The following is a 22711-nucleotide window of genomic DNA, read 5'->3' on the forward strand; positions in this document are numbered from 1 at the left end:
GTGTTTCGCTTCGTGCTGCTGGTGGGATGGGGTGGTGGCCTTTGCTCTTTGCTCCTGGTAGATGTCGAGCTTGCTCGACTGCCCTTGATCTTCGCGAATAGCAGTCGAGCAAGCTCGACCTCTACCAAGGCAAGGCAACGGCAGGCGAGCAAGCTCGACATCTACCAGGGCAAGGCAACAGCAGTCGAGCAAGCTCGACATCTACCAGGGCAAGGCAACAGCAGTCGAGCAAGCTCGACCTCTACCAGGGCAAGGCAACGGCAGTCGAGCAAGCTCGACATCTACCAGGGCAAGGCAACAGCAGTCGAGCAAGCTCGACCTCTACCAGGGCAAGGCAACGGCAGTCGAGCAAGCTCGACCTCTACCAGGGCAAGGGCAACAGACGTCGAGCACGCTCGCCGCTACTGACAGAATCTGTCAGCAGGTGCGTTCCACCATAAGCGCTCCCAACAACGGAGCTTCCCCATGTTCAAGCCCAGCACCTTGATGCAGTACGTGCGCGACGTCGCCGCCAGCGCCACTTTCTACAGCGGCATCCTCGGCAAGCCACCGGTCGAGCTGTCGCCCGGCTTTGCCCTGTTCCTGCTCGGCGATGGCGCCGCACTGGGCCTGTGGCAGCGTGACGACGTGCAGCCACAGGTATCCGCGCAGGCCGGTGCCGCGGAACTGGCGATGGTGGTGGCCAACCCGGAGGCTGTGCAGCAGATGCACGATGCCTGGCGCGCGCTCGGCGTGCAGATCCTGCAGGCGCCGGTGACGCTGGAGTTCGGCCATACCTTTGTCGGGGCAGATCCTGATGGCCACCGCCTGCGTGTGTACAGCCGCGCCGAGGGATTGGTGGCGCGCAATTGATCGCCCGCATTGCGTAGATCCACGCCATGCGTGGATGCGGGCAAAAAAAACGCCGGGCAGTGCCCGGCGTTTTTCCAGTTCATGTGCCAACCAACGGTTGGCACCCACCGATAAGGTGGCCGATCAGCTGGCCAGCGCCAGGTCGTCCATCATCGCGCGCAGGAAGCGGGCGGCTTCACCACCCGTGGCTGCACGGTGGTCGAAGGTGACCGACAGCGGGATCACCTTGTGCGCTTCCACGCCGCCCATCACCGGGGTCATCTGGTGGCGGGCACGACCGGCACCGACGATGGCCACGCACGGCGGCACCACGACCGGGGTCGCGTAGCGGCCGGCGAACATGCCGAAGTTGGACAGCGAGATGGTGTAGCCGCTCAGTTCCGAGGCGGCGATGGAACGCGATTCCACCTGCTCGCGCAGGCGGTTGACGCCTTCGCGGATGCCACGTGCATCGAGCATGTCGGCATTGCGCAACGCCGGCACGAACAGACCGTCGTCGGTGTCCACGGCGATGCCGATGTCCACCTGCGCGTGCAGGGTACGGGTCAGCGCTTCACCGTCGAACCAGGCGTTCATCGCCGGCACCTTCTGCGCGGCGACCACGATCGAACGCACCAGGCGGGCGGTGACGTCGTTGCCGGGCAGCCAGGCATGGATGTCGGCGTCGTCGTTCAGCGTGGTCGGCACCACCTTGCTGTGCGCATCGGCCATTACGCGGGCCATGTTGCGGCGCACGCCCTTCAGCGGTTCCGGCTGGCCCTTGGCGACCACGCCCGGCGGCTGGGTGCGCATCGGCTTGCCGGCGGCGGACAGCGGGGTGCGGGCTTCGCTCTGCACCGGGGCAGATACCTGCGCCGGGGCCGGCGCGGCATACGCGGCGGCAGCGACCGGCGCCGGAGCAGCGCCGAGCTTGGCGGTGCCGTTGGCGGCAGCCTGCTTGACGTCGGCCATGGTGACCGCGCCATCGGTGCCGGTAGCGGCCACGCGGCTCAGGTCCACGCCCAGCTTGCGCGCCATCGCACGCACGGCCGGCACGGCCTTGACGCCACCGACGGCCAGCGCCTGTTCGGCGTGCACGGCATTGGAGCTCTGCATGGCGCCGACCACAGTACCGGCGTCATCACGCTCGGCCGCGGCGGGCTTGGCTTCTTCCGCGGCGACCGGTGCAGCCGGCAGCGGCGGCGGGGTCGGTGCCGCAGCCGGCGCGGCGTGGCCATGGCTGTGGCCGGTGTCCTGGCCATCGGCACGCTGCGGCAGGTTCGGGTCCAGCTCGAAGCTGGCCAGCACCGAGCCGGTCGGGATGATGTCGCCGGCGCCGCCGGACAGCTTCAGCACCTTGCCGGAGAACGGCGAGGGCACTTCCACCACGGCCTTGGCGGTCTCCATCGAGACCAGCGGCTCGTCCAGCTTGATCACATCGCCTTCCTTGACGAACCACTCGACGATGGTCGCGTCCGGCAGGCCTTCGCCCAGGTCGGGCAGGTTGAAGTTCTTGGTCTGGCTCATTTGCAGTTCTCTTCCAGCAGTTCCAGTTCGCGGGCCGGCAGCCAACCCGTCGCGCCATTGGCGCGCTCGGACCACCACCACCCGCCGTGTTCGTGATGAAGCTTCACCATCTCGCCGCTTTCCACATCCAGCTCGCGGGCGTCGTAGTCGCACAGGGCTTCGGCGCGACCCTCGTCCAGCAGCTGCAACCAGGCGATGGGCGCCCATCCAGCGCGCCCATCGTTGGTGCGTACCCAGGCAAACGCCGGCCATTCCTCGTCACGGACACCTACTTCGACGATCTGGCCGGTGCGGAACCGGAGCGGGTTGGGATACTGGCTGCGGTAAGCCCCCAGAAGGCGGGCCCGCATGTCAGCCGGCCGCCACCGCGCGCTTGGCCGCAGCCACGATCCGCTCAACGCTCGGCAGGTACTTCATTTCCAGGCGGAACAGCGGAATGTGGGTGTCGTAGCCAGTGACGCGCTCGACCGGGGCCAGCAGGTCGTAGATCGATTCCTCGGCCAGGCGCGCGGCGATCTCGGCGCCGAAGCCCGCGGTCTTCGGGGCCTCCTGCACGATCACGCAGCGGCCGGTCTTGGCCACCGATTCGGCGATGGTGGCGAAGTCCAGCGGACGCAGCGTGGCCACGTCGATGACTTCGGCACTGATGCCTTCACCGGCCAGCTTGTCGGCCGCTTCCAGCGCTTCCTTCACCTGCGCGCCCCAGGTCACCAGGGTCACGTCGGTGCCATCGCGCAGCACGAAGCAGACGTCCAGCGGCAAGGCTTCGCCGTCGTTGACGACCACTTCCTTGTACTGGCGGTAGATGCGCTTGGGCTCCATGTAGATCACCGGATCCGGTTCGCGGATCGCGGCCAGCAGCAGGCCGTAGGCGCGCTGCGGCGACGACGGCAGCACCACGCGCAGGCCCGGCACGTTGGTGAAGATCGCCTCGTTGGCTTCGCTGTGGTGTTCCGGTGCGCGGATGCCACCGCCCCACGGCACGCGCAGCACCATCGGGCAGTGCAGGCGGCCACGCGTGCGGTAACGCAGGCGTGCGGCGTGGCAGACGATATGGTCGACCATCGGGTACATGAAGCCGTCGAACTGGGCTTCGGCCACCGGCTTCATGCCCTGTGCGGCCAGGCCGATGGTCAGGCCGGCGATGGTGGTTTCATCCAGCGGGGTGTCGAGGATGCGGTCCGAGCCGAAGCGCTGCTGCAGACCGGCAGTGGCGCGGAACACGCCGCCGTTGACGCCCACGTCTTCGCCCAGCACCAGCACCGACGGGTCGTGTTCCAGCTCCCAGGCCAGCGCCTGGGTGATGGCTTCGATGAGGGTGATCGGGGTGGTGGTCATGCTGTCATCTCCGCGCGCGACGGCAGCGCTGTCGGCGGCGTTGGTGTGCGCGCCGGGCGCGCCGTTCTTGATCTCATCCATGGCGCTTCTCCAGGGCGATCGCCTGGGCACGCTGGGCCAGCAGGTCCGGCGGCGGATCGGCATACAGGAAGTCGAACATCGCCTCGACCGGCTGCACCGGCGTGTTGAGGTACAGGTTCACTTCCTCGTCCACGCGCTTGCCGCACTCGGCAACCCAGGCGGTCTCTTCGTCTTCGCTCCACACACCGGCGTTGATCAGGTACTTGCGCAGGCGCAGCATCGGCTCACGCTGCCAGGCATCCTTCACTTCGGCGTCGTCGCGGTAACGGCGCGCGTCATCGGCGGTGGTGTGGTCGGACAGACGGTAGGTCATCAGTTCCAGCACGGTGCCGCCGTCGCCGGCCAGCGCACGTTCGCGCGCCTGCTCCATTGCCGCCAGCACTGCGATCAGGTCGTTGCCGTCCACCTGCAGGCAGTGCAGGCCGCCGGCCAGGCCTTTCTGCGCCAGCGTTTCGGCACCGGTCTGGGCCGAACGCGGGACCGAGATGGCCCAACCGTTGTTGACGATGCACAGGATCAGCGGGAGCTTGTAGGCGCCGGCCGAATTCAGTGCTGCGTAGAAGTCGGTCTTGGAGCTGCCGCCGTCGCCGCACACGGCCACCGCGATCTGCGCTTCCTTGTTGAGCTTGAACTTCAGCGCCGCGCCGGCGGCATGCAGGCACTGGGTGGAAATCGGCACACAGAACGGGAAGTCCTTGGCCGCGTTGCCGCCGTAATCGTTGCCGCGTTCGTCGCCGCCCCAGTACATCAGCACGTCGTGCGGGCGCACGCCACGCATGAACATCGCGCCGTACTCGCGGTACGAAGGTGCGAACACGTCGTCCTTCTGCATCGCCGCGCCGATACCCACGTGCGCGGCTTCGTGGCCCAGGCAGGCGGCATAGGTGCCGAGCTTGCCAGTGCGCTGCAGCGCGATGGATTTGCTGTCGAACGTACGTACGAACAGCATCTGCTTGAACAGCGGTACCAGGACCTTGGGGTCGCGCAGCGACGCGGGCAGGTCATCGCGGACGAGCGTGCCGTCCGTATCCAGGTACTGCAGGTATTCGATCTTGAATTCAGCGGCAACCGTCATTGCGTACTGCACCTTCGACAGAGAAGTTACAAATGATATGAATCGCCATGTTAAGGAACGCGTACGGAATAGCCTTCCTGCGCCGCAACACGGCGATTCCCCGTTTTACCCCTGCCGGCGGGTGGGGGGCCAATAACAACAACGTATTCAGTCGTTGCTGCAAAGCATCAGAATACGCCTCTGGCTGACCGCCAGTACAACGGCCTGGACGGTTCCACGCGCAGGCCCGGGATCGGTCGATGCTCCACGGCCAACCGCACGCCCGGGTATGGATCTGGCGGCTGCCAGCGCGGCGGCAACGCGCTACCCTTGCCGCCCCCGATCTGGTCCCGCCCATGTCCGTCGACAACAACCAACGCGATCTCGAAGCCGGCATCCACACCGACCTGCAGGGACGCCTGACCTACGGCGGCTACCTGCGGCTGGACCAGCTGCTCAGCGCGCAGCAGCCGCTGTCCAACCCGCCGCACCATGACGAGATGCTCTTCATCATCCAGCACCAGACCTCGGAGCTGTGGCTGAAGCTGCTGGGCCATGAGCTGCGTGCCGCAATCGGCTTCCTGCAGCGCGATGAAGTCTGGCAGTGCCGCAAGGTGCTGGCGCGCAGCAAGCAGGTGCTGCGCCAGCTGACCGAGCAGTGGTCGGTGCTGGAAACGCTGACGCCGTCCGAGTACATGGGCTTCCGCGACGTGCTGGGCCCGTCGTCGGGCTTCCAGTCGCTGCAGTACCGCTACATCGAGTTCCTGCTGGGCAACAAGAACGCGCAGATGCTGCAGGTGTTCGAGCACGATGCGGCCGGGCAGGCGCAGCTGCGCACCGTGCTGGAGGCGCCCAGCCTGTACGAGGAATTCCTGAAGTACCTGGCCCGCTTCGGCCATGCCGTGCCGGCGGTCTACGAGGCCCATGACTGGACCCAGCCGCATGTGGCCGACGACGCACTGCAGCCGGTCTTCGAACGCATCTACCAGGATACCGACCGCTACTGGCGCGAATACTCGCTGTGCGAGGACCTGGTGGACCTGGAGACCGCCTTCCAGCTGTGGCGATTCCGACACATGCGCACCGTGATGCGGGTGATCGGCTTCAAGCGCGGCACCGGTGGCTCGTCCGGCGTGGGCTTCCTGGCCAAGGCGCTGGAACTGACCTTCTTCCCCGAACTGTTCCAGGTGCGCACCAGCCTGCAGGCCGCGCCCCCGGCAGAACAGGGCTGATCCGTATTCAGCTTGGATCCCGGCCGGCGGCTGGATCGTTTCAGATGCAAGTTCAGAGAGCAGGCTGGCACCTGCCTCAAATGGCGTGTATTTGACGTGAACGCCAGAAGTCGGTGATCCTCGCGCGTTGCTCCAACTGCACATCGGACGTGCTCGTCATCCACCGAACCAGGAAATCCGCATGAGCCTAAACGCCACTGCGAACACCCCAGAGCCGGCGCTGCCGGACTTCAAGACCACGCTGGGCCACCCGCGCCCGTTGTGGATGCTGTTCATGACCGAGTTCTGGGAGCGCTTTGCGTTCTATGGCATCCGTTGGGCCTTGGTGCTGTACATCGTCGCCCAGTTCTACAACGGCAGCGCTGCCGGTGAAGGCGATGCCAGCCGCATCTACGGCGCCTACCTGGCCCTGGTGTATGCCGCAGCGATCTTCGGTGGCTACGTGGCCGACCGGGTACTGGGCTATCAGCGATCGATCCTGACCGGCGCGATCATCATGGCCGCCGGCCTGTTCATGATCTCGCTGCCGCAGGAGCACATCTTCAAGCTCGGCTTGGCCACGATCATCGTCGGCAACGGCCTGTTCAAGCCCAACATCTCGACCATGGTCGGCAAGCTGTACGGCCTGAAGGACGAGCGCCGCGATTCGGGCTTCACCATCTTCTACATGGGCATCAACATCGGCGCGATGATCGCCCCGGTGCTGACCGAGTACCTGGCCCGCAAGGTCTTCGGTACCGATGCGATGCCGTCCTACAAGGTCGTGTTCATCGCCTCCGGCGTGGGCATGCTGATCTCGCTGGTGTGGTTCTACATCGGTCGCGCCGGCCTGAAGGGCATCGGTGCACCGCCGGCCGGCGCTGAAGGTTTCGGCCGCATCATCATGGTGCTTGTCGGCGCCGTGGTCGCCATCCCGGTCGCCTACTTCCTGCTGGCCACCGGCGCCACCGCACTGGCCTGGATCCTGGGTGCGATGTTCACCGCGCTGGCCATCCTGCTGCTGGTCGAGGGCATCCGCGAGGGCAAGGTGCAGCGCGACCGCGTGATCGCCATGCTGATCATCTTCGCCTTCAACGTGATGTTCTGGATGTTCTTCGAACAGGCCGGCAGCTCGTTCACCTTCCTGGCCGAGAACATCGTCAACCGCCAGATGGGTGACTGGACCTTCCCGACCGCGTGGTTCCAGTCGGTCAACTCGGTGGCCATCATCACCCTGGCGCCGATCATCGCCTGGATCTGGGTGGCCCTGGGCCGCGCCAATCCGTCCATTCCGCGCAAGTTCGGCCTGGGCCTGCTGTTCAACGGCGCCGCCTTCGCCCTGCTGATGTATGCGCTGTCGCAGATGGTCGTGGACGGCAAGATCCCGTTCTGGACCCTGTTCATGGTCTACGTCATCCAGTCCGTGGGTGAGCTGTGCCTGTCGCCGATCGGCCTGTCGATGGTGACCAAGCTGGCCCCGGTGCGCCTGGTTGGCTTCGGCATGGGTGGCTGGTTCCTGTCCACCGGCATCGGCAACAACCTGTCGGGCATCTTCGCTGGCGTGGTCAGTGGTGAAGGCGGCATGACGGTCGAGTCGGCCCTGAAGGGGTATACCTTCGGGTTCTGGGCCCTGATCGGCTCCGGCGTGGTGCTGTTCCTGGTCGCCCCGCTGATCAACAAGCTGATGCACGGCGTCAAGTAATGATGAGAGGGTAGAAGGCATGCGTAGCAAGCTCGGTGGTGCAATGGTGGTGGTCTGTGCGGCGCTGATCGGCGCCTGTTCCCAACCGCAACCGCCTGCAGCCGCCGAGCCTACGCAGCCTCTGGATACCCGACCCACCGAGCCACCGGTCGCTGACCCCAGCGAACCGGTGGCCTCGGGCAACACCCCGGTGGCGGCGGACATCGCCGCCATCGCCGGGCTCGGCGCGCAGTTCGATCCGGCCCGCAACCCCGCCGACGACCTGGCCACCGCCAAGGTGGAAGCGCAGCGCGGCAAGAAGCGCATCCTGCTCGAGGTCGGCAACGCCGCCTGCGACCGCTGCCGGGCGCTGGACGAGGTGGTGGAAGGCAACGGCGACCTGCGCCGCTTCCGCGATGCCCACTACGTGTGGGTGAAGGTCAACGCCAGCGACGAACAGCCCAACACCACTTTCTTCGCCCAGTTCCCGATGATGGAGCGCGACTACCCGTATCTGCTGGTACTCGATGCCGATGGCGGACTGCTGGTGTCGCAGGCCACCGGCGAGCTGCGCAAGGGCGAAGCCTTCCAGCCTGCGCGGGTGACCGCGTTCCTCAAGCAGTGGGCGCCTGACAAACCGGAATAGGGGTAGTGCCGGCCGCTGGCCGGCAAGCTCTGGTGGGTGCCGACCGCTGACCGCCAACCCCGGTGGGTGCCGACCGTTGGTCGGCACTGATGTCGGGTCGCATCCACGCATGGCGTGGATCTACTGTGGTTGCGGTCACATTCCCGGAATCGGCATCTCAATATCGCAACGCGCTCGCCGTTACCGGCAAGGACCTCAGTCGACATCCCGTCGATGCAACCTTCCGGAACGCCCATGCACAGCGACCACGCCGAACGATTGCCCGAACCTGCCAGCGACCTGGCCGAGGCTGGGGCAGGCGAGGGCGTGACCCTGCCCCCGCAGGAGGCGCTGCTGGATGATGCCGGTACCGGCGACGACACCGTTGAACTGGCGCCGCCGCGCCACCGCCTGCCGCAGATCGCGCTGCCCGACAACGTCGTGCTGAAGGGTGCGGTGCAGAAACTGGTCGAGCAGAAATCACGGCTCGATGCATTGGCCGCCGACGGCCAGCTGGCCGGGCTGCTGCCGCCGGAATGGCAGGGCCATGGCGTGCGCGCGATCGAACTGTCCACCTTCATCCAGGGCGTGCTGCCGTTCCTGCAGCCAGGCGAGCGTGGTGAGACCGCGCCTGCCCGCCTGCCGGTGCGCCATGTGCTGGGTGACGACAGCCGCTGGGGCCTGGACGATGTCGCCGAACCGAAATCGCTGGCCTGGTACCTGGCCAGTGACGAACGCGCCACCGCCGGCAGCAAGGACGTGGCCGAGGCGTATCTGGTGGGTGCACTGGGGCTGGCGTGGATGCAGGAAGGGCGCAGCCGCCCCGGTTTCCTGCGCGCGATGGGCCAGGACAGCCTGGCGGCACGGGTGACCATGCTCGGCTATCCGCCGGCCAACGAACTGGCGCTGTACAGCGTCACTGCGCACGGCCAGCCGCAGATCTGGTGCGTGCATGGCCGCCGCCGCATGCGCCTGCTGGTGGCGCCGTGGCTGAGCGTGCCGCTGCTGACCGCCTACGGCGTCCCGGCGCCGGTTGCGTGGCCGTCCAGTTTCCCGCCGGTGGAGGCGGTGGCCGAGCTGCTGGCGACCGCACGGCAGGGGCGCGCGCTGCCGGAAGTGGACCTGGCCAAGGCGGTGGCGAAGATCGCCGAAGATGCCGCATCCGACGCCTGGCAGCCGGTCAGCCTGCTGCAGCTCAACACCTGGTCGCCGCGTTGGCACTTCTTCCTGGGTACCTTCGTCGGCCTGCCGTCGCTGCTGCTCGTAGCTGCCGCGCTGGCGCTGCCGGGGGCGGTCGAAGCGGCCACGGTTGCCGCCTCGCTCGGCTTCGCCGGCGGTGCCATTGCCGCACTGGCGGTGCCGTGGATCCATGCACGCCGCAAGCATCTGAGTTGAAAAAAGGGACGGAGGGGATTAAGCCGCAATCAGCACAGATGTGCTCAAAACGACTTAATCCCCTCCGTCCCCTTTTTGCTCAGACCCCTTCGCCCATCCGCTCCAGGCCTTCGCCGGCCAGGCGCAGGATCAGCTTCTCCAGCACCTGCTCTTCCTCTTCGCTCAGCACCGACATCAGCTTGCGGGTGATCTCGATCACCATCGGCGCGATGGTCTCGTACACCTCGAAGCCGGCTGCCGACAGCGCCAGCACCGAGCGGCGGCGGTCGTCGCCGTGGGTCTCGCGCTTGATGAAGCCGCGCTCAAGCAGGCGGGCCACGGCGCGGCTGACCGCCACCTTGTCCATCGCCGTGCGGTCGGAGACCTCGCTGGCCGAGGAGCCCGGGTACAGCGCCAGGATGGTGATCACCCGCCATTCGGGGATCGCCAGACCGTAACGATCGCCATATAGCTTGGCGATGTTGCCGCTGACCCGGTTGGACAGCACGCTCAGCCGATACGGCAGGAACTGTTCCAGGTCGAGCAGGACGTGCGAGGAACGCAGGCGGGTCGAAACGGGATCGGCGGGGCTCATGTTGCGGTGCACCTTGCTGGTGGTTTCAAGTGTAACTATAAGGGGTAGGTCCAGACCCTGCATTCTCGCCGGGTCCCTACCTGCCCGCACCTGGTTTGTACCGATGCGGTACCGATTCGGAGCCACGCCATGAATACCGCAGTCCCGACCGCCTCGCACCCCAACCCCGGCATGCAGGTCACCACCTTCGAGAACCCGATGGGCATCGACGGCTTCGAGTTCGTCGAATTCGCCGCCCCGGCCGGCCGTGGCCAGGAGCTGCACGAGTACTTCCGGAAGATGGGCTTCAGCGCGGTGCTCAAGCACAAGCAGCGTCCGATTACCGTCTATCGCCAGGGCGACGTCAACTTCCTGGTCAATGAAGACCCCGATTCGTTCGCTTCGGACTTCGCTGAAAAGCACGGTCCGTGCGCCTGCGGCTTCGCCATTCGCTTCAAGAAGCCGGGCCAGGAGGTCTACCAGACCGCGCTGGGCAACGGCGCCGAAGCCATCGCCTTCAAGCCGGACAGCAAGGCGGTCAGCGCGCCGATCATCAAGGGCATCGGCGACTGCATGCTGTACCTGGTCGATCGTTACGGCAGCGCCGGCAGCATCTTCGACGGCGACTACGAGCCGATCGCCGGTGCCGACCTGCACCCGGTGGGCTTCGGCCTGACCTTCATCGACCACCTGACCCACAACCTGTACTTCGGCAACATGCAGCAGTGGTCGGACTACTACGAGCGTCTGTTCAACTTCCGCGAGATCCGCTACTTCGACATCAAGGGCCTGAAGACCGGCCTGGTGTCCAAGGCGATGACCGCGCCGGATGGCATCGTGCGCATCCCGCTGAACGAATCGTCCGACCCGAAGAGCCAGATCAACGAGTACCTGGATGCGTACAAGGGCGAGGGCATCCAGCACATCGCCTGCTTCACCGAGAACATCTACGAGACCGTTGAAGCGATGCGCGCGCAGGGCGTGGACTTCCTCGATACGCCGGAGACCTACTTCGACGTGATCGACCAGCGGGTACCGAACCACGGTGAAGACGTGGCGCGCCTGGCGAAGAACAAGATCCTGATCGATGCCGATCCGGAAACCCACCAGCGCAAGCTGCTGCAGATCTTCACCCAGAACTGCATCGGCCCGATCTTCTTCGAGATCATCCAGCGCAAGGGCAACGAAGGCTTCGGCGAAGGCAACTTCACCGCGCTGTTCGAGAGCATCGAGCGCGACCAGATCCGCCGCGGCGTGCTGTAAGGTCTGCAGGCAATGCCGGCTTCCCGCCGGCATTGCCTGTCCGAATGGTAGTGCCGGCCGCTGGCCGGCAATCTCTGGAGTTCCCATGTCCCCCGCCATCACCGCCCGCGGCTACCAGTCCGGCTTCGGCAACGAATTCGCCACCGAGGCCGTCGCCGGCGCGCTGCCGGTCGGGCAGAACTCACCGCAGAAGGTGGCCCACGGCCTGTACGCCGAACAGTTGACCGGCACCGCGTTCACCGCGCCGCGCGGCAGCAATCGCCGCAGCTGGCTGTACCGGATCCGTCCGGCGGTGACCCATGGCGAATTCACTCCGTTCGCGCAGTCGCAGCTGCAGTGTGATTTCGGCGCACAGCCGGCCTCGCCGAATCAGCTGCGCTGGAGCCCGCTGCCGCTGCCGCAGCTGCCGACCGACTTCGTCGAAGGCCTGTACACGATGGGCGGCAACGGCTCGCCCGACGCGCATGCCGGCGTGGGCATCCACCTCTATGCCGCCAACCGCGACATGGTCGGCCGCTACTTCTACGACGCCGATGGCGAGCTGCTGATCGTGCCGCAGCTGGGCGCGCTGCGCCTGCTGACCGAGCTGGGCGTGATCGAGATCGAGCCGCAGCAGATCGCGGTGATTCCGCGCGGCGTGCGGTTCCGCGTTGAACTGCCCGATGGCCCCAGCCGCGGCTACATCTGCGAGAACTACGGTGCGCTGCTGAAGCTGCCCGACCTCGGCCCGATCGGTTCCAACGGCCTGGCCAACCCGCGCGACTTCGAAACCCCGCACGCGGCGTTCGAGGACATTGATGGTGATTTCGAACTGATCGCCAAGTTCGAGGGCCGACTGTGGCGTGCACCGATCGACCATTCGCCGCTGGACGTGGTGGCCTGGCACGGCAACTACGCGCCGTACCGCTACGATCTGCGCCGCTTCAACACCATCGGTTCGATCAGCTACGACCACCCGGATCCGTCGATCTTCCTGGTGCTGCATTCGCCCAGCGACACGCCGGGGACCAGCAACATGGACTTCGCGATCTTTCCGCCGCGCTGGCTGGTGGCGCAGAACACGTTCCGCCCGCCGTGGTTCCACCGCAACATCGCCAGCGAGTTCATGGGGCTGGTGCATGGCGCCTACGACGCCAAGGCCGAAGGCTTCGTGCCGGGCGGCGCGTCGCTGCACAACTGCATGAGCGGTCACGGCCCGGATGCGCCGACCTTCGACAAGGCCTCCAATGCCGATCTGTCCAAGGCCGATGTGATCAAGGACACGATGGCCTTCATGTTCGAGACCCGCGCAGTGATCCGCCCGACCGCACAGGCGCTGGCCGCCGGTCACCGCCAGGGCGATTACCAGCAGTGCTGGAACGGCCTGCGTAACAACTTCCGCTGACCCGGAAAAGGGGACGGAGGGGATTAAGTCGTTTCAAGCGCACGTGTGCTTGAAACGACTTAATCCCCTCCGTCCCCTTTTTCTTCAGGCGGCCTCGGCGAACGCGTCGCAATGCTCCAGCGGCAGCGCCTCCAGCAGGCGTTGGCGCACGCGCTGGCAATAGCCATCCGAGGTCAGCCCGGGCAGCATCTGCATCGCCGATTGCAGCCGCTGCAGCACCTCGTCTTCCGCGCGCGCCTGCTGCAGGTCGCGGAACAATGCTGCTGCCTGCGGGTGCCGCTGCATCTCCAGGATGCCCAGCACATAGATGCGCGCGGCCACCAGCGAGCGGCGGCGTTCGACCACAGGTGCAGCAGGTGTGGCTGCCGGCGATGTGGGCACCGGCGCTACCGCGGCCGCGGGCGATGGTGCTGGGGCCGTGGCGCCCGTGCCGGTGCTCAGGTACCCCGCCTGCACCAGCTGGATGACCATCGCCGGCGCCTCCGGGCCGAGCAGGCTGGTCAGTTCGGCAATGCTGCGTTGACCGTCGCACAGGATCAGCAGCCTGCGCTGGCGCATGTCCAGCGGCGCGCGGTGGGCCTGCAGCGCGGTTCGGGCGAGATCGGTCTTGCGCGGTTGCATGGAAGGGACAGCCAAGTCGGTGCACGCCGAGCCTGAACGAAGGCGATGAAACGGCGATGACAATGCAGCGCCTGCACGCACCTTGCGCTAGCGTGCAGCCACCTTCGTGCCAGGGAACCGCACCGATGAAGCACCTCCCGATTGCTGGTCTGCTGTTGTTGTCGCTCACTGCCTGCAACCGCACGCCTGAGACACCTGCTGATGCCCCGGCCAAGGGCGCTACGCCGGCTGCCGCCGCAGCTGATGCCGATCTGGCGACCCGGTCGCCGGCCGATCCCCGCACCGACAGCCCGGCGCACCTGGACGGCTTCGCCGGTGCGAAGCTGGGCACCGGCATCGCCGAGGTCCGCGCCGGCTTCGGCACGCCGCTGCAGGGGCTGGGCACCGACACCAGCGGCAAGCCGCTGCCGGCCGACGACGGCAACGACGGCTGCTACTTCCTGCGCCCGCAGGATGCCGAAGACCCGCGCCTGATGATCGAGGGCCGCAAGCTGGTGCGCTACGACGTGCGCAGCGCCGCCATCACCGCACCGGGCGGCGGGAAGGTCGGCATGACCCTGGGCGAGCTGCAGGTGCTGTATCCCGAGCGCGGTGACGTCGGCCCCGACAAGTACGACGAGAAGGCCCAGCACCTGCGTGTGCGGCCGGCGCAGGAGGGCGGGTCGGTGATCGACTTCGCACTCGGTGCCGATGGCCGGGTGGGTGCCTGGCGTGTCGGGCAGACCCCGCAGGTCGACTATGCAGAAGGTTGTGGCTGATCCTTGATCCACCGCCCAGCCACGCGCTTGGGCCAAGCGTAGAATCGCGCCACCACTGCTGGGGGAGTGCTCGATGATCGCCATTGCCATTGCCTGGTTCCTGCTCGGCCTGCTGTTGCTGGCGCTGGGCGGGGACTCCATCGTCAAGGCCGTGTCCGGCCTGGCCCAGCGCTTCGGGGCCAGCCCGTTCACTGCCGGGCTGCTGCTGCTCGGGGTGACCACCTCGTTGCCGGAACTGGCGGTCAATGCGCGCGCGCTGGCGGTGGGCCAACCGGAGCTGGCACTGGGCAACGCGGTGGGCAGCAGCATCGTCAACCTGGGCCTGACCCTGGCCGTGGCGGCCATGGCTGCGCCACTGCTGCTGCGCGCGCGCCTGCAGACGGTGCTGTGGTGGTCGCTGCTGGCGGCCGGCGTGCTGCTGATCCTGTTCGGTCTTGATGGCGGACTCGCACGCTGGGAGGGCGGCGTACTGCTGGCCGGCTTCATCGTGGTGCAGGTGCTGCTGCTGCGCCGTGGTCGTAGCGAGAGCGCCGAGGTGCAGGCGGCCATCGCCGAGTCCGCACTGAGCCGCACCAGCCTGCCGTTGAACGTGCTGCGGGTGCTGATCGCCGCGCTGGCCCTGTACTGGGGCGCACGCCTGGTGGTGGGGGCCGCGGCGGACTTCGGCGCAGCCCTGGGTTGGACGCCGCTGCTGGTCGGCCTGTTGCCGGTAGCGATCGGCACCGCGTTGCCGGAGGTGGCAACCGCCATTGCTGCCGCACGCCGTGGTCATGGCGACATGGTGCTGGGTCACGTACTGGGTTCCAGCGTGGTCAACCTGTTGCTGGTAATTGGTGCGATGGCGGTGCTGCAGCCGCTGGCGCTGCCGGCCTCGTTCGTGCGCCTGGAACTGCCGGCGTTGCTGGCCTTCGCGCTGGTGCTGTACCCGATGCTGCGCGGCGACCTGAAGATCAGCCGAGGCGAAGGCGCGATCCTGCTGGTCGCGTTCGTTGGCTGGTTCGTGCTGGAGCTGCTGCTGGTAGGCGCACCGGCGTTGTAGATCCACGCCATGCGTGGATGCGGTTGGTTCGGTGCCGACCAACGGTCGGCACCTACCACCGATCACCCGGTGGGTGCCAACTTTGGTTGGCACTCGGGGAAACAAAGCGCCGACCAAGGTCGGCACCTACCGGGCATTGCGGTCGGTAGATCCACGCCATGCGTGGATGCGCATGATTTCGTGCCGACCAACGGTCGGCACCCACCACCGATCACCCGGTGGGTGCCAACCTTGGTTTGCACTCCGGGAAACAAAGCGCCGACCAAGGTCGGCCTCTACCGGAATTATCGGCTCTGCGTGGTTTCTTCTTCCCGCACCGGTTCCGGCGGCGGCAGCTGCTCTTCGGCGGCCGGCTCGTTGCCGGGCAGGCTGGGGCGGGTTTCCATCAGCAGCGACAGCGCGGCCTTGGCCATCATGTGTGCGCTGATCGGCGCGGTGATGAACAGGAACACGGTGATCAGCAGCTCGCGCGGCTGCGGGTCCTGGCCGAGGAAGATGTGGTAGCAGACCGAACACACCAGCACGCAGCCCACGCCCAGCGTGCTGGCCTTGGTCGGCGCGTGCAGGCGCTTGAAGAAGGTGGACAGCTTCACCAGGCCCAGTGCGCCGACCAGGATGAAGAAGCAGCCGAACAGCAGCAGGATCGACAAGCCGATCTGGATCGCGGTGATCATTCGACGATGTCCCGGCGCAGCACGAACTTGCTCAGCACCACGGTGCTGCCGAAGCCGAGCATGGCGATGATCAGCGCCGCCTCGAAGTAGATCGGCGAGTTGAGGTACATGCCGAACAGCATCAGCTCGGCGATCGCGGTCACCGACAGGGTGTCCAGCGCGAGGATGCGGTCGGGCACGGTCGGCCCGCGCAGCAGGCGCCAGGTGGCCAGCAGCATGGCCAGGCCGACCACATGCATGCACACCACCAGGGTGGTCTGGATGACTTCAAAACCGGTCATGGGAAGATCTCCATCAACGGCGCCTCGTAACGGCGCTTGATCGTATCGATCAGGTCCTGTGGGTCCTCCAGGTGCAGCACATGCACCAGCAGGAACTTGCGGTCGTCACTGAGCGCGGCCGAGACCGTGCCCGGGGTCAGGGTAATCATGCTGGTCAGCGCGGCAATGCCGTGGATGTTGGCGATGTCCAGCGGCAACCAGATGAACCCGGGGTGGATGTTCTTCTCCGGGCCCAGCACCTGGATGGCGACGCGGATGTTGGACATCAGGATGTCCCACAGGGTCACGCACAGCAGCTTGGGCAGCGGGCGCAGGGTGCCGATGCGGGCAAACTCGCGGTCCAGGCGTGCGGCAAACAGCGGCACCACCACGCCCAGTACCAGCCCCAGCACGATCTGGCCGAGGGTGAAGCTGTCGGACATCAGCAGCCAGAACGCCACCACCATGATGCTGAGCATCGGCGAGGGAATGACGCGGCGGAACAGGGAGCGCTGGGCGGTCATGGCTGGCGGATCTCCGGCGTGGTCGCGCGCAACTGCTGCACGTACTCGCTGGGTTGCAGCAGCTGTGCGGCGGTGGCGTCGGTGTAGCGCATCAGCGGTGCAGCGGCCAGGGTCATGCCGATGCCGTAGGCCAGCAGGATGCAGGCCGCGTACAGCTCGACCCGGCGCAGGCGTGCCTTGCGCGGCTTCGGTGCATCTGCCTCGACGGGCGGCACGCGCCAGAACAGGCGGATACCGCCGCGGGTCAGGCCCATGATCACCAGCAGGCTGCTGACCAGCACCGCAGTCCAGACCGGGGCGGTGTACTGCGCCGGCATGCCGGCCAGCAGCGCGGCCTTGGCCAGGAAGCCGGACAGCGGCGGCAGGCCGGCCACCGACACCGCGCCGATCAGGAACAGCACCGCCGGCGTTTCCTTGCCCGGCATCGGCGCTACCACTTCCTTGCGGTCGCTGGCACCACCGCGTCGGCGGCGGATCAGGTCGGCAATCAGGAACAGCGCGGCGGCGACGAAGCTGCTGTGTGGCAGGTAGTACAGGCCGGCCGACAGCACCTGCGGCGTGCCCACAGAGAAGGCGATGAACAGCGTGGCTGCCGACACGATCACCAGGTAGGAGATCAGCACGCGCAGGCGGGTTGCGGCCAGCGCACCCAGGCCGCCCAGCACCAGCGTTGCCACGCCGGCCCACAGCAGCCAGTCGCGGCCATAGCCGGCCATCGCGCCGGCATCGTCGCCGAACCACAGCATCTGGATGCGCAGCACCGAATACAGGCCGACCTTGGTCATGATCGCGAACAGCGCGGCCACGGCGGCCGGCGCGCGCGAATAGGCTTCCGGCAACCACAGGTACAGCGGTATCAGTGCGGCCTTGGCGCAGAACACCAGCAGCAACAGGCCCATCGTCGCCTTCACCAGGGTCAGCTGCGCCGGCGGCACCTCGGCGATGCGCTGCGACAGCTCGGCCATGTTCAGCGAACCCAGCGAGGCGTACAGCAGGCCCAGTGCGATCAGGAACAGGGTCGAGGCGGTGACGTTGAACACCACGTAGTGCAGGCCGATGCGCATGCGCAGGCCACGGCCGCCACTGAGCAGCAGGCCGTAGGAGGCGATCAGCATCACCTCGAAGAACACGAACAGGTTGAAGATGTCGCCGGTCAGGAACGCACCGTTGAGGCCGACCAGCTGGAACTGGAACAGCGCGTGGAAGTGCGGCGCGCGGCGGTCCCAACCCGAGCAGGCGTGCAGCAGGCAGGGAATGGCCAGCAGCAGGGTGGTCAGCAGCATCCACGCCGACAGCCGGTCGGCCACCAGCGCAATGCCCAGCCGCGACGGCCAGTCGCCGAGCAGGTAGACGTTGATCTCACCACTGGCGGTGGTGGCATACAGCAGGCCCACCGCCAGCGCCAGCGCCGACAGCGCGGTCCAGGCCACCGCGCGCTGTACCTTCGGGCCATAGCGGCGGTGTTCGACGAACAGCGACAGTGCAGCACCCAGCAGCGGAATCAGGATCGGCAGGATCACCAGGTGGTTCATGCGCGGTCCTCGCCCTGGCGCGGCGGCACACGCTCATCCTGCAGGTCGTCATCCGGCTCGTGGGCGTCCACATGGTCGCTGTGGTTGTCGCTGCGGCTGCGCATGGCCAGCACGATGCTCACTGCGGTCATCGCGAAGGCGATCACGATCGCGGTCAGTACCAGCGCCTGCGGCAGCGGGTCGGTGTAGTTGCCGAGGTGGCTGTCCACGCCCTCCTGCAGCACCGGCGCCTTGCCCAGCACCACGCGGCCACCGGCGAAGATCAGCAGGTTGGTGGCGTAGGACAGGAAGGTCATGCCGAGGATCACATCGAAGCTGCGCGCGCGCAGCAGCAGGTAGATGCCGATGGCGGTCAGCACGCCGATCGCGGTAGCCAGGGCCAGTTCCATCAGTGCATCTCCCCGGTGCGGGCCGAACGGCGTTGCAGGTCGATCTCACCCTTGCGGGCAGTGCGGGTACGCGACGGCTTGATCGTGCCCATCATCGACAGCATCAGCATGGCGCCGCCGAACACCACCAGATACACGCCGATGTCAAAACCAATCGCGCTGGCCAGCGGCACGTCGCCGATCAACGGCAGGTGCAGGTCGAGGTGGCCGCTGGTCAGGAACGGCACGCCGAACAGCATCGAGGCGCTGCCGCTGAGCAGGGCGATCAGCAGGCCCATGCCGATGCAGCGGATGTAGTCGAAGCCGAAGCGCGATTCCACCGACGCGGTGCCCTGGATCACGTACTGGATCAGCAGCGGCACCGCCAGCACCAGGCCGGCGATGAAGCCACCGCCCGGCGCGTTGTGGCCGCGCAGGAACAGGAAGATCGACACGGTAAGCGTCAGCGGGAACATGATCTGCGCCAGGTCGGCCGGCACCGGCAGCTTGATCGGCGGGCCGGGCATGATCTGTTCCGGCGCCATCCGCGTGCGCCGCAGCAGCGCATGTACCACCAGCGCGGCGATGCCGAACACGGTGATCTCGCCGAAGGTATCGAAGCCGCGGAAGTCGACCAGGATCACGTTGACCACGTTCTGGCCGTAGGCCTCGGGCAACGCACGGGCGAGCAGCTCGCCGGCCATGGTGTTCGGTGGCAGGGTCATGGCCGAATAGGCCAGCGCACCCAGGCCGGCACCGGCGATGATCGCGATCACCGCATCGCGGCGCTTGCGCCAGCGCGGCCGTTCCGGACCGGACTGCGCAGGCAGGTAGTTCATGCCCAGCAGCATCAGCACCAGGGTGACCATCTCCACCAGCAACTGGGTCAGGGCCAGATCGGGTGCGGACAGGAACACGAAGGTCAGCGCCACCATCAGGCCGACACCGCCCACCAGCAGTACCGCCAGCAGGCGCTGCTTGTAGACGCGCAGGGTGGCAACGGCGCAGGCCATCATCACCAGCCACAGCACCCAGCCCAGCAGCGGGATCGGCTGCGGCGCGGTCCAGTTCGGCGAGGCCGGGTTGGCCACGAACGGCGCGGCGGCGACGGCGATCGCCACCAGCACCAGGCCCAGCAGCATGCGCTGCAGGCTGCCATTGGCGATGCCGTTGGTCAGGCGCATGGCCAGCGCGGAAAGGGCATCCAGCTGCGCATGGAACACGTTGCGGCCGGTGGTGCGGGTTTCCACGCCATGCAGGTTGATCAGCTTGCGCAGGCCGAAGTACAGCGCCACGCCACCGACCACGCCGATCGCGCTCATCGCCAGCGGCAGGTTGAAGCCGTGCCATACCGCCAGGCTGTATTCGGGCATGGCATTGCCGAGGATCGAGGCGGCTGCGGCATGCAGCACCGGCGCCACGGTCAGTGCCGGGGCCACGCCCACGGCCACGCAGATCACCACCAGCAGCTCCACCGGCACCTTCATCCAGCGCGGCGGCTCATGCGGCACGCGATCCAGGTCGTGCGGGCCGGGGCCGAAGAAGGTGTCGTGCACGAAGCGCAGGCTGTAGGCCACGCCCAGTACGCCGGCCAGCAGCGCGGCGACCGACACCGCCGTGCGCATCGCACCTGGGCCGCCACCGGCGGTCAGGGCCTCGGCAAACAGCATTTCCTTGGACAGGAAGCCGTTGAGCAGTGGAATGCCGGCCATCGCCAGCGAGGCGATGATCGCCAGCGCGCTGGTGAACGGCATCAGCCTGCGCAGGCCACCCAGCTTGCGCATGTCACGGGTGCCGGTCTCGTGGTCGATGATGCCGGCGGCCATGAACAGCGAGGCCTTGAAGGTGGCGTGGTTGAGGATGTGGAACACACCGGCCACCACCGCCATCGGCGTGGACAGCCCGAACAGCAGGGTGATCAGGCCCAGATGGGAAATGGTCGAGTAGGCCAGCAGGCCTTTCAGATCGTGCTGGAAGATCGCATTCCAGGCACCGATCAGCAGGGTCAGCGCGCCGATGCCGCTGACCGTATAGAAGAACAGGTCGCTGCCGGCCAGCGCCGGGTGCAGGCGCGCCAGCAGGAATACGCCGGCCTTCACCATGGTGGCCGAGTGCAGGTAGGCCGAGACCGGGGTCGGCGCCGCCATCGCGTGCGGCAGCCAGAAATGGAACGGGAACTGCGCGCTCTTGGTGAAGATGCCGGCCAGCACCAGGAACAGCGCGTACGGGTACAGCGCGCTGGCGCGGATCTGCTCGCCGGCGGCCAGCACCACGTCCAGGTCGAAGCTGCCGACGATGCGGCCGATCAGCAGCACGCCACCGAGCAGGGCCAGGCCGCCGCCGCCGGTGATCACCAGCGCCATCCGCGCGCCTTCGCGGGCGTCCTGGCGGTGCGACCAGAAGCCGATCAGCAGGAACGAGCTGATGCTGGTCATTTCCCAGAAGATCATCAGCAACAGCAGGTTGCCCGACAGCACCATGCCCAGCATGGCGCCCATGAACAGCAGCAGGTAGCAGTAGAAGCGGTGCGCGTTGTCCTGCTGGCTCAGGTAGTAGCGCGCATACAGCACCACCAGCGCGCCGATGCCCAGCACCAGCCCGGCGAACATCCAGGCCAGCCCGTCCAGGCGCAGGGTGAAGTCCAGGCCGATCTGCGGCAGCCAGGGGACCAGGGTGCGGACCACCTGGCCATCGAGTACGGACGGGGTCAGCCAGCCGAGGATGGCCAGTCCGCCCAACGGCGCCAGCGCCGCCAGCCAGGCAGCAGTCGAGCGCGAACTACGGGGGAAGGCCGCAACAGCCGCTGCCATCAGGAACGGCAGGGCCAGCAGCAGGGGCAGGCTGGGGAGCATGCAGGGAATCCATGATTCACGAGCAGGTCAGGGAGAATAACAGGCCGCGAAATGTCGCCGAAACCCATCGAACAGCGATCAATTGCATGTAACGTTCGCTGATTCATTTTTTCTGCGGTGCAGCATCGCGTTCCTGCAGTCCCTCCCCGGTTGCCCTCGGGGGACACCCTACGCCCACGCAGGGAGACCGCAGGCCCTGTCGCACAGGGGCTGCCGTCGACGGGCGGGAAGTGGGGAGCGAGTCACCGGCGCAGGCTGGCAGGGCCGTCGTGGAGTGCGGGTGACGGAATCTGCCCGTTCAGGAAACGATGGGCGCCGTCGGCCATGGGCAGGTCAGTAGCGCCAGTCGAGCTTTCGGTAGAACTTGGCCATCACCCAGGCCGGGCCGATCAGCAGGTAGGTCAGGTCGGTCAGGAAGCTGGGCTTGCGGCCCTCGAACTTGTGGCCGATGAACTGCGCGATCCAGGCCACCACGAACACGCCCACCGCCAGCCAGAACAGGTTGTGCAGGCCGATCTCGGCCTCCAGCAGCCTGCACAGGCAGCCGAACACGAAGAACTGGATGAGCATGCCGATGCCCAGCGGGCGCGACAGCTTGTTGTAGAAGCACCAGGCGCTGAACATCGCGAACGCCGACCAGATGCCGTACTGGAACCAGGTGATCAGCGGTGGCAGGCACCACAGCAGGGCCACCACCGACCACAGGATCGCCGGTACCGCCACCACGTGGATGCGCTGGTTGATCACATTGCGGTGGTCGTCGGAATAGCTGGCGAAATAGCGGTCGATTGGCCGCGCAAGCTCGGTGGATGTCTGCATGCGGCCAGCATACTCCCGCCGGACCCGTCAGTAGAGCCAGGCCATGCCTGGCTGCAGGTGTTCGCCGAGGTTGCCGGCCAGCGGCCGGCACTACCCGGGGCAACCGGCAGTAGAGCCAGGCCATGCATGGCTGCAGGCATGCCGAGGTTGCCGGCCAGCGGCCGGCACTACCCGGGCAACCGGCAGTAGAGCCAGGCCATGCCTGGCTGCAGGTGTTCGCCGAGGTTGCCGGCCAGCGGCCGGCACTACCCCAGGCCACAGACAGTAGAGCCAGGCCATGCCTGGCTGCAGGCATGCCGAAGTTGCCGGCCAGCGGCCGGC

The 22711-nt window shown here is 66.9% G+C and carries 23 protein-coding genes; 10 read left to right on the forward strand and 13 right to left on the reverse strand.

Features of this window, described 5'->3' with window-relative positions:
* On the forward strand, positions 1-408 hold a 408-nt coding region (locus EKL94_RS22550; RefSeq protein WP_221767984.1), incomplete at its 5' end, for a hypothetical protein.
* Positions 409-465: 57 nt separating this feature from the next.
* Positions 466-852 carry a VOC family protein gene (locus tag EKL94_RS12775; protein ID WP_126929380.1) on the forward strand — a complete coding sequence of 129 codons (387 nt, stop codon included), beginning with the start codon at positions 466-468 and terminating at the stop codon, positions 850-852.
* A 123-nt stretch (positions 853-975) separates the two neighbouring features.
* Here EKL94_RS12775 and EKL94_RS12780 read toward each other — a convergent pair whose 3' ends face one another.
* Genes EKL94_RS12780 through pdhA form a run of 4 tightly spaced genes read right to left on the reverse strand, consistent with a single transcriptional unit; the run spans position 976 to position 4852 of the window.
* Positions 976-2358 (reverse strand): dihydrolipoamide acetyltransferase family protein, encoded by a 1383-nt coding sequence (locus EKL94_RS12780; protein WP_126929381.1) that lies wholly within the window; start codon positions 2356-2358, stop codon positions 976-978.
* On the reverse strand, positions 2355-2708 hold the full coding sequence (locus EKL94_RS12785; protein ID WP_012512332.1) for an SH3 domain-containing protein: 354 nt from the start codon (positions 2706-2708) through the stop codon (positions 2355-2357). The genes EKL94_RS12780 and EKL94_RS12785 overlap by 4 nt, the downstream gene beginning before the upstream one ends.
* A gap of 1 nt (position 2709) precedes the next feature.
* Positions 2710-3777, reverse strand: a complete 1068-nt coding sequence (locus EKL94_RS12790; RefSeq protein ID WP_005419896.1) for an alpha-ketoacid dehydrogenase subunit beta — start codon at positions 3775-3777, stop codon at positions 2710-2712.
* Positions 3770-4852: a pyruvate dehydrogenase (acetyl-transferring) E1 component subunit alpha gene (pdhA, locus tag EKL94_RS12795; RefSeq protein ID WP_099554048.1), complete on the reverse strand. Its 1083-nt coding sequence runs from the start codon at positions 4850-4852 to the stop codon at positions 3770-3772. Before pdhA ends, EKL94_RS12790 begins: the two co-directional genes overlap by 8 nt.
* A gap of 335 nt (positions 4853-5187) precedes the next feature.
* Between pdhA and EKL94_RS12800 the strand changes: the two genes are divergently transcribed.
* The 4 genes from EKL94_RS12800 (at position 5188) to EKL94_RS12815 (ending at position 9743) form a co-directional block, all read left to right on the forward strand.
* Complete coding sequence (locus EKL94_RS12800) at positions 5188-6063, forward strand: tryptophan 2,3-dioxygenase (protein ID WP_049417474.1); 876 nt, start codon at positions 5188-5190, stop codon at positions 6061-6063.
* Positions 6064-6244: 181 nt separating this feature from the next.
* Positions 6245-7744, forward strand: a complete 1500-nt coding sequence (locus EKL94_RS12805) for a peptide MFS transporter (RefSeq protein ID WP_126929382.1) — start codon at positions 6245-6247, stop codon at positions 7742-7744.
* Positions 7745-7763: 19 nt separating this feature from the next.
* The gene (locus EKL94_RS12810; protein WP_126929383.1) at positions 7764-8369 is read left to right on the forward strand and encodes a thioredoxin family protein; all 606 of its coding nucleotides are present in this window, start codon (positions 7764-7766) and stop codon (positions 8367-8369) included.
* Between the two features lie 234 nt (positions 8370-8603).
* Positions 8604-9743, forward strand: coding sequence for a hypothetical protein (locus EKL94_RS12815; protein WP_126929384.1), 1140 nt, complete (start codon positions 8604-8606; stop codon positions 9741-9743).
* A 79-nt stretch (positions 9744-9822) separates the two neighbouring features.
* Here EKL94_RS12815 and EKL94_RS12820 read toward each other — a convergent pair whose 3' ends face one another.
* Positions 9823-10380, reverse strand: coding sequence for a MarR family winged helix-turn-helix transcriptional regulator (locus tag EKL94_RS12820; protein ID WP_005411341.1), 558 nt, complete (start codon positions 10378-10380; stop codon positions 9823-9825).
* A 66-nt stretch (positions 10381-10446) separates the two neighbouring features.
* On the opposite strand from EKL94_RS12820, the gene hppD reads away from it, so the two are divergent.
* Both hppD and hmgA read left to right on the forward strand, forming a co-directional pair.
* On the forward strand, positions 10447-11559 hold the full coding sequence (gene hppD / locus EKL94_RS12825) for a 4-hydroxyphenylpyruvate dioxygenase (RefSeq protein ID WP_185830026.1): 1113 nt from the start codon (positions 10447-10449) through the stop codon (positions 11557-11559).
* Positions 11560-11644: 85 nt separating this feature from the next.
* The gene (gene hmgA / locus EKL94_RS12830; protein WP_126929385.1) at positions 11645-12943 is read left to right on the forward strand and encodes a homogentisate 1,2-dioxygenase; all 1299 of its coding nucleotides are present in this window, start codon (positions 11645-11647) and stop codon (positions 12941-12943) included.
* Between the two features lie 84 nt (positions 12944-13027).
* Here the strand turns inward: hmgA and EKL94_RS12835 are convergent, their stop codons facing one another.
* Positions 13028-13564 carry a hypothetical protein gene (locus EKL94_RS12835; RefSeq protein ID WP_126929386.1) on the reverse strand — a complete coding sequence of 179 codons (537 nt, stop codon included), beginning with the start codon at positions 13562-13564 and terminating at the stop codon, positions 13028-13030.
* A gap of 125 nt (positions 13565-13689) precedes the next feature.
* Between EKL94_RS12835 and EKL94_RS12840 the strand changes: the two genes are divergently transcribed.
* Complete coding sequence (locus EKL94_RS12840) at positions 13690-14322, forward strand: hypothetical protein (protein WP_126929387.1); 633 nt, start codon at positions 13690-13692, stop codon at positions 14320-14322.
* Positions 14323-14395: 73 nt separating this feature from the next.
* Positions 14396-15361, forward strand: a complete 966-nt coding sequence (locus tag EKL94_RS12845) for a sodium:calcium antiporter (RefSeq protein ID WP_126929388.1) — start codon at positions 14396-14398, stop codon at positions 15359-15361.
* 284 nt (positions 15362-15645) lie between these two features.
* Here EKL94_RS12845 and EKL94_RS12850 read toward each other — a convergent pair whose 3' ends face one another.
* From EKL94_RS12850 to EKL94_RS12880, 7 genes are all read right to left on the reverse strand, one after another.
* A complete protein-coding gene (locus tag EKL94_RS12850) occupies positions 15646-16035 on the reverse strand; it encodes a Na+/H+ antiporter subunit G (protein ID WP_126929389.1) in 390 nt (129 codons plus the stop codon).
* Positions 16032-16316: a K+/H+ antiporter subunit F gene (locus EKL94_RS12855; protein WP_005411334.1), complete on the reverse strand. Its 285-nt coding sequence runs from the start codon at positions 16314-16316 to the stop codon at positions 16032-16034. Before EKL94_RS12855 ends, EKL94_RS12850 begins: the two co-directional genes overlap by 4 nt.
* Positions 16313-16819: a Na+/H+ antiporter subunit E gene (locus tag EKL94_RS12860; protein ID WP_019338585.1), complete on the reverse strand. Its 507-nt coding sequence runs from the start codon at positions 16817-16819 to the stop codon at positions 16313-16315. Before EKL94_RS12860 ends, EKL94_RS12855 begins: the two co-directional genes overlap by 4 nt.
* Positions 16816-18351 carry a monovalent cation/H+ antiporter subunit D gene (locus EKL94_RS12865; protein ID WP_126929390.1) on the reverse strand — a complete coding sequence of 512 codons (1536 nt, stop codon included), beginning with the start codon at positions 18349-18351 and terminating at the stop codon, positions 16816-16818. Before EKL94_RS12865 ends, EKL94_RS12860 begins: the two co-directional genes overlap by 4 nt.
* Positions 18348-18740 (reverse strand): Na+/H+ antiporter subunit C, encoded by a 393-nt coding sequence (locus tag EKL94_RS12870; protein ID WP_005419863.1) that lies wholly within the window; start codon positions 18738-18740, stop codon positions 18348-18350. The genes EKL94_RS12865 and EKL94_RS12870 overlap by 4 nt, the downstream gene beginning before the upstream one ends.
* A complete protein-coding gene (locus EKL94_RS12875) occupies positions 18740-21571 on the reverse strand; it encodes a monovalent cation/H+ antiporter subunit A (protein ID WP_126929391.1) in 2832 nt (943 codons plus the stop codon). The genes EKL94_RS12870 and EKL94_RS12875 overlap by 1 nt, the downstream gene beginning before the upstream one ends.
* Positions 21572-21904: 333 nt before the next feature.
* The gene (locus EKL94_RS12880; RefSeq protein ID WP_005411329.1) at positions 21905-22390 is read right to left on the reverse strand and encodes an Mpo1 family 2-hydroxy fatty acid dioxygenase; all 486 of its coding nucleotides are present in this window, start codon (positions 22388-22390) and stop codon (positions 21905-21907) included.
* Between the last annotated feature and the right edge of the window lie 321 nt (positions 22391-22711).

The sequence above is a fragment of the Stenotrophomonas maltophilia genome (assembly GCF_003970865.1).
Classification (GTDB): Bacteria; Pseudomonadota; Gammaproteobacteria; order Xanthomonadales; family Xanthomonadaceae; genus Stenotrophomonas; species Stenotrophomonas maltophilia_AR.

What these genes read in the sequence shown, in the direction of transcription:
- EKL94_RS12775 (WP_126929380.1), top strand. Translation starts at nt 466, where the DNA reads ATGTTCAAGCCCAGCACCTTGATGCAGTACGTGCGCGACGTCGCCGCC.
- EKL94_RS12780 (WP_126929381.1), bottom strand. Translation starts at nt 2,358, where the DNA reads ATGAGCCAGACCAAGAACTTCAACCTGCCCGACCTGGGCGAAGGCCTG.
- EKL94_RS12785 (WP_012512332.1), bottom strand. Translation starts at nt 2,708, where the DNA reads ATGCGGGCCCGCCTTCTGGGGGCTTACCGCAGCCAGTATCCCAACCCG.
- EKL94_RS12790 (WP_005419896.1), bottom strand. Translation starts at nt 3,777, where the DNA reads ATGGATGAGATCAAGAACGGCGCGCCCGGCGCGCACACCAACGCCGCC.
- pdhA (WP_099554048.1), bottom strand. Translation starts at nt 4,852, where the DNA reads ATGACGGTTGCCGCTGAATTCAAGATCGAATACCTGCAGTACCTGGAT.
- EKL94_RS12800 (WP_049417474.1), top strand. Translation starts at nt 5,188, where the DNA reads ATGTCCGTCGACAACAACCAACGCGATCTCGAAGCCGGCATCCACACC.
- EKL94_RS12805 (WP_126929382.1), top strand. Translation starts at nt 6,245, where the DNA reads ATGAGCCTAAACGCCACTGCGAACACCCCAGAGCCGGCGCTGCCGGAC.
- EKL94_RS12810 (WP_126929383.1), top strand. Translation starts at nt 7,764, where the DNA reads ATGCGTAGCAAGCTCGGTGGTGCAATGGTGGTGGTCTGTGCGGCGCTG.
- EKL94_RS12815 (WP_126929384.1), top strand. Translation starts at nt 8,604, where the DNA reads ATGCACAGCGACCACGCCGAACGATTGCCCGAACCTGCCAGCGACCTG.
- EKL94_RS12820 (WP_005411341.1), bottom strand. Translation starts at nt 10,380, where the DNA reads ATGCAGGGTCTGGACCTACCCCTTATAGTTACACTTGAAACCACCAGC.
- hppD (WP_185830026.1), top strand. Translation starts at nt 10,447, where the DNA reads ATGAATACCGCAGTCCCGACCGCCTCGCACCCCAACCCCGGCATGCAG.
- hmgA (WP_126929385.1), top strand. Translation starts at nt 11,645, where the DNA reads ATGTCCCCCGCCATCACCGCCCGCGGCTACCAGTCCGGCTTCGGCAAC.
- EKL94_RS12835 (WP_126929386.1), bottom strand. Translation starts at nt 13,564, where the DNA reads ATGCAACCGCGCAAGACCGATCTCGCCCGAACCGCGCTGCAGGCCCAC.
- EKL94_RS12840 (WP_126929387.1), top strand. Translation starts at nt 13,690, where the DNA reads ATGAAGCACCTCCCGATTGCTGGTCTGCTGTTGTTGTCGCTCACTGCC.
- EKL94_RS12845 (WP_126929388.1), top strand. Translation starts at nt 14,396, where the DNA reads ATGATCGCCATTGCCATTGCCTGGTTCCTGCTCGGCCTGCTGTTGCTG.
- EKL94_RS12850 (WP_126929389.1), bottom strand. Translation starts at nt 16,035, where the DNA reads ATGATCACCGCGATCCAGATCGGCTTGTCGATCCTGCTGCTGTTCGGC.
- EKL94_RS12855 (WP_005411334.1), bottom strand. Translation starts at nt 16,316, where the DNA reads ATGACCGGTTTTGAAGTCATCCAGACCACCCTGGTGGTGTGCATGCAT.
- EKL94_RS12860 (WP_019338585.1), bottom strand. Translation starts at nt 16,819, where the DNA reads ATGACCGCCCAGCGCTCCCTGTTCCGCCGCGTCATTCCCTCGCCGATG.
- EKL94_RS12865 (WP_126929390.1), bottom strand. Translation starts at nt 18,351, where the DNA reads ATGAACCACCTGGTGATCCTGCCGATCCTGATTCCGCTGCTGGGTGCT.
- EKL94_RS12870 (WP_005419863.1), bottom strand. Translation starts at nt 18,740, where the DNA reads ATGGAACTGGCCCTGGCTACCGCGATCGGCGTGCTGACCGCCATCGGC.
- EKL94_RS12875 (WP_126929391.1), bottom strand. Translation starts at nt 21,571, where the DNA reads ATGCTCCCCAGCCTGCCCCTGCTGCTGGCCCTGCCGTTCCTGATGGCA.
- EKL94_RS12880 (WP_005411329.1), bottom strand. Translation starts at nt 22,390, where the DNA reads ATGCAGACATCCACCGAGCTTGCGCGGCCAATCGACCGCTATTTCGCC.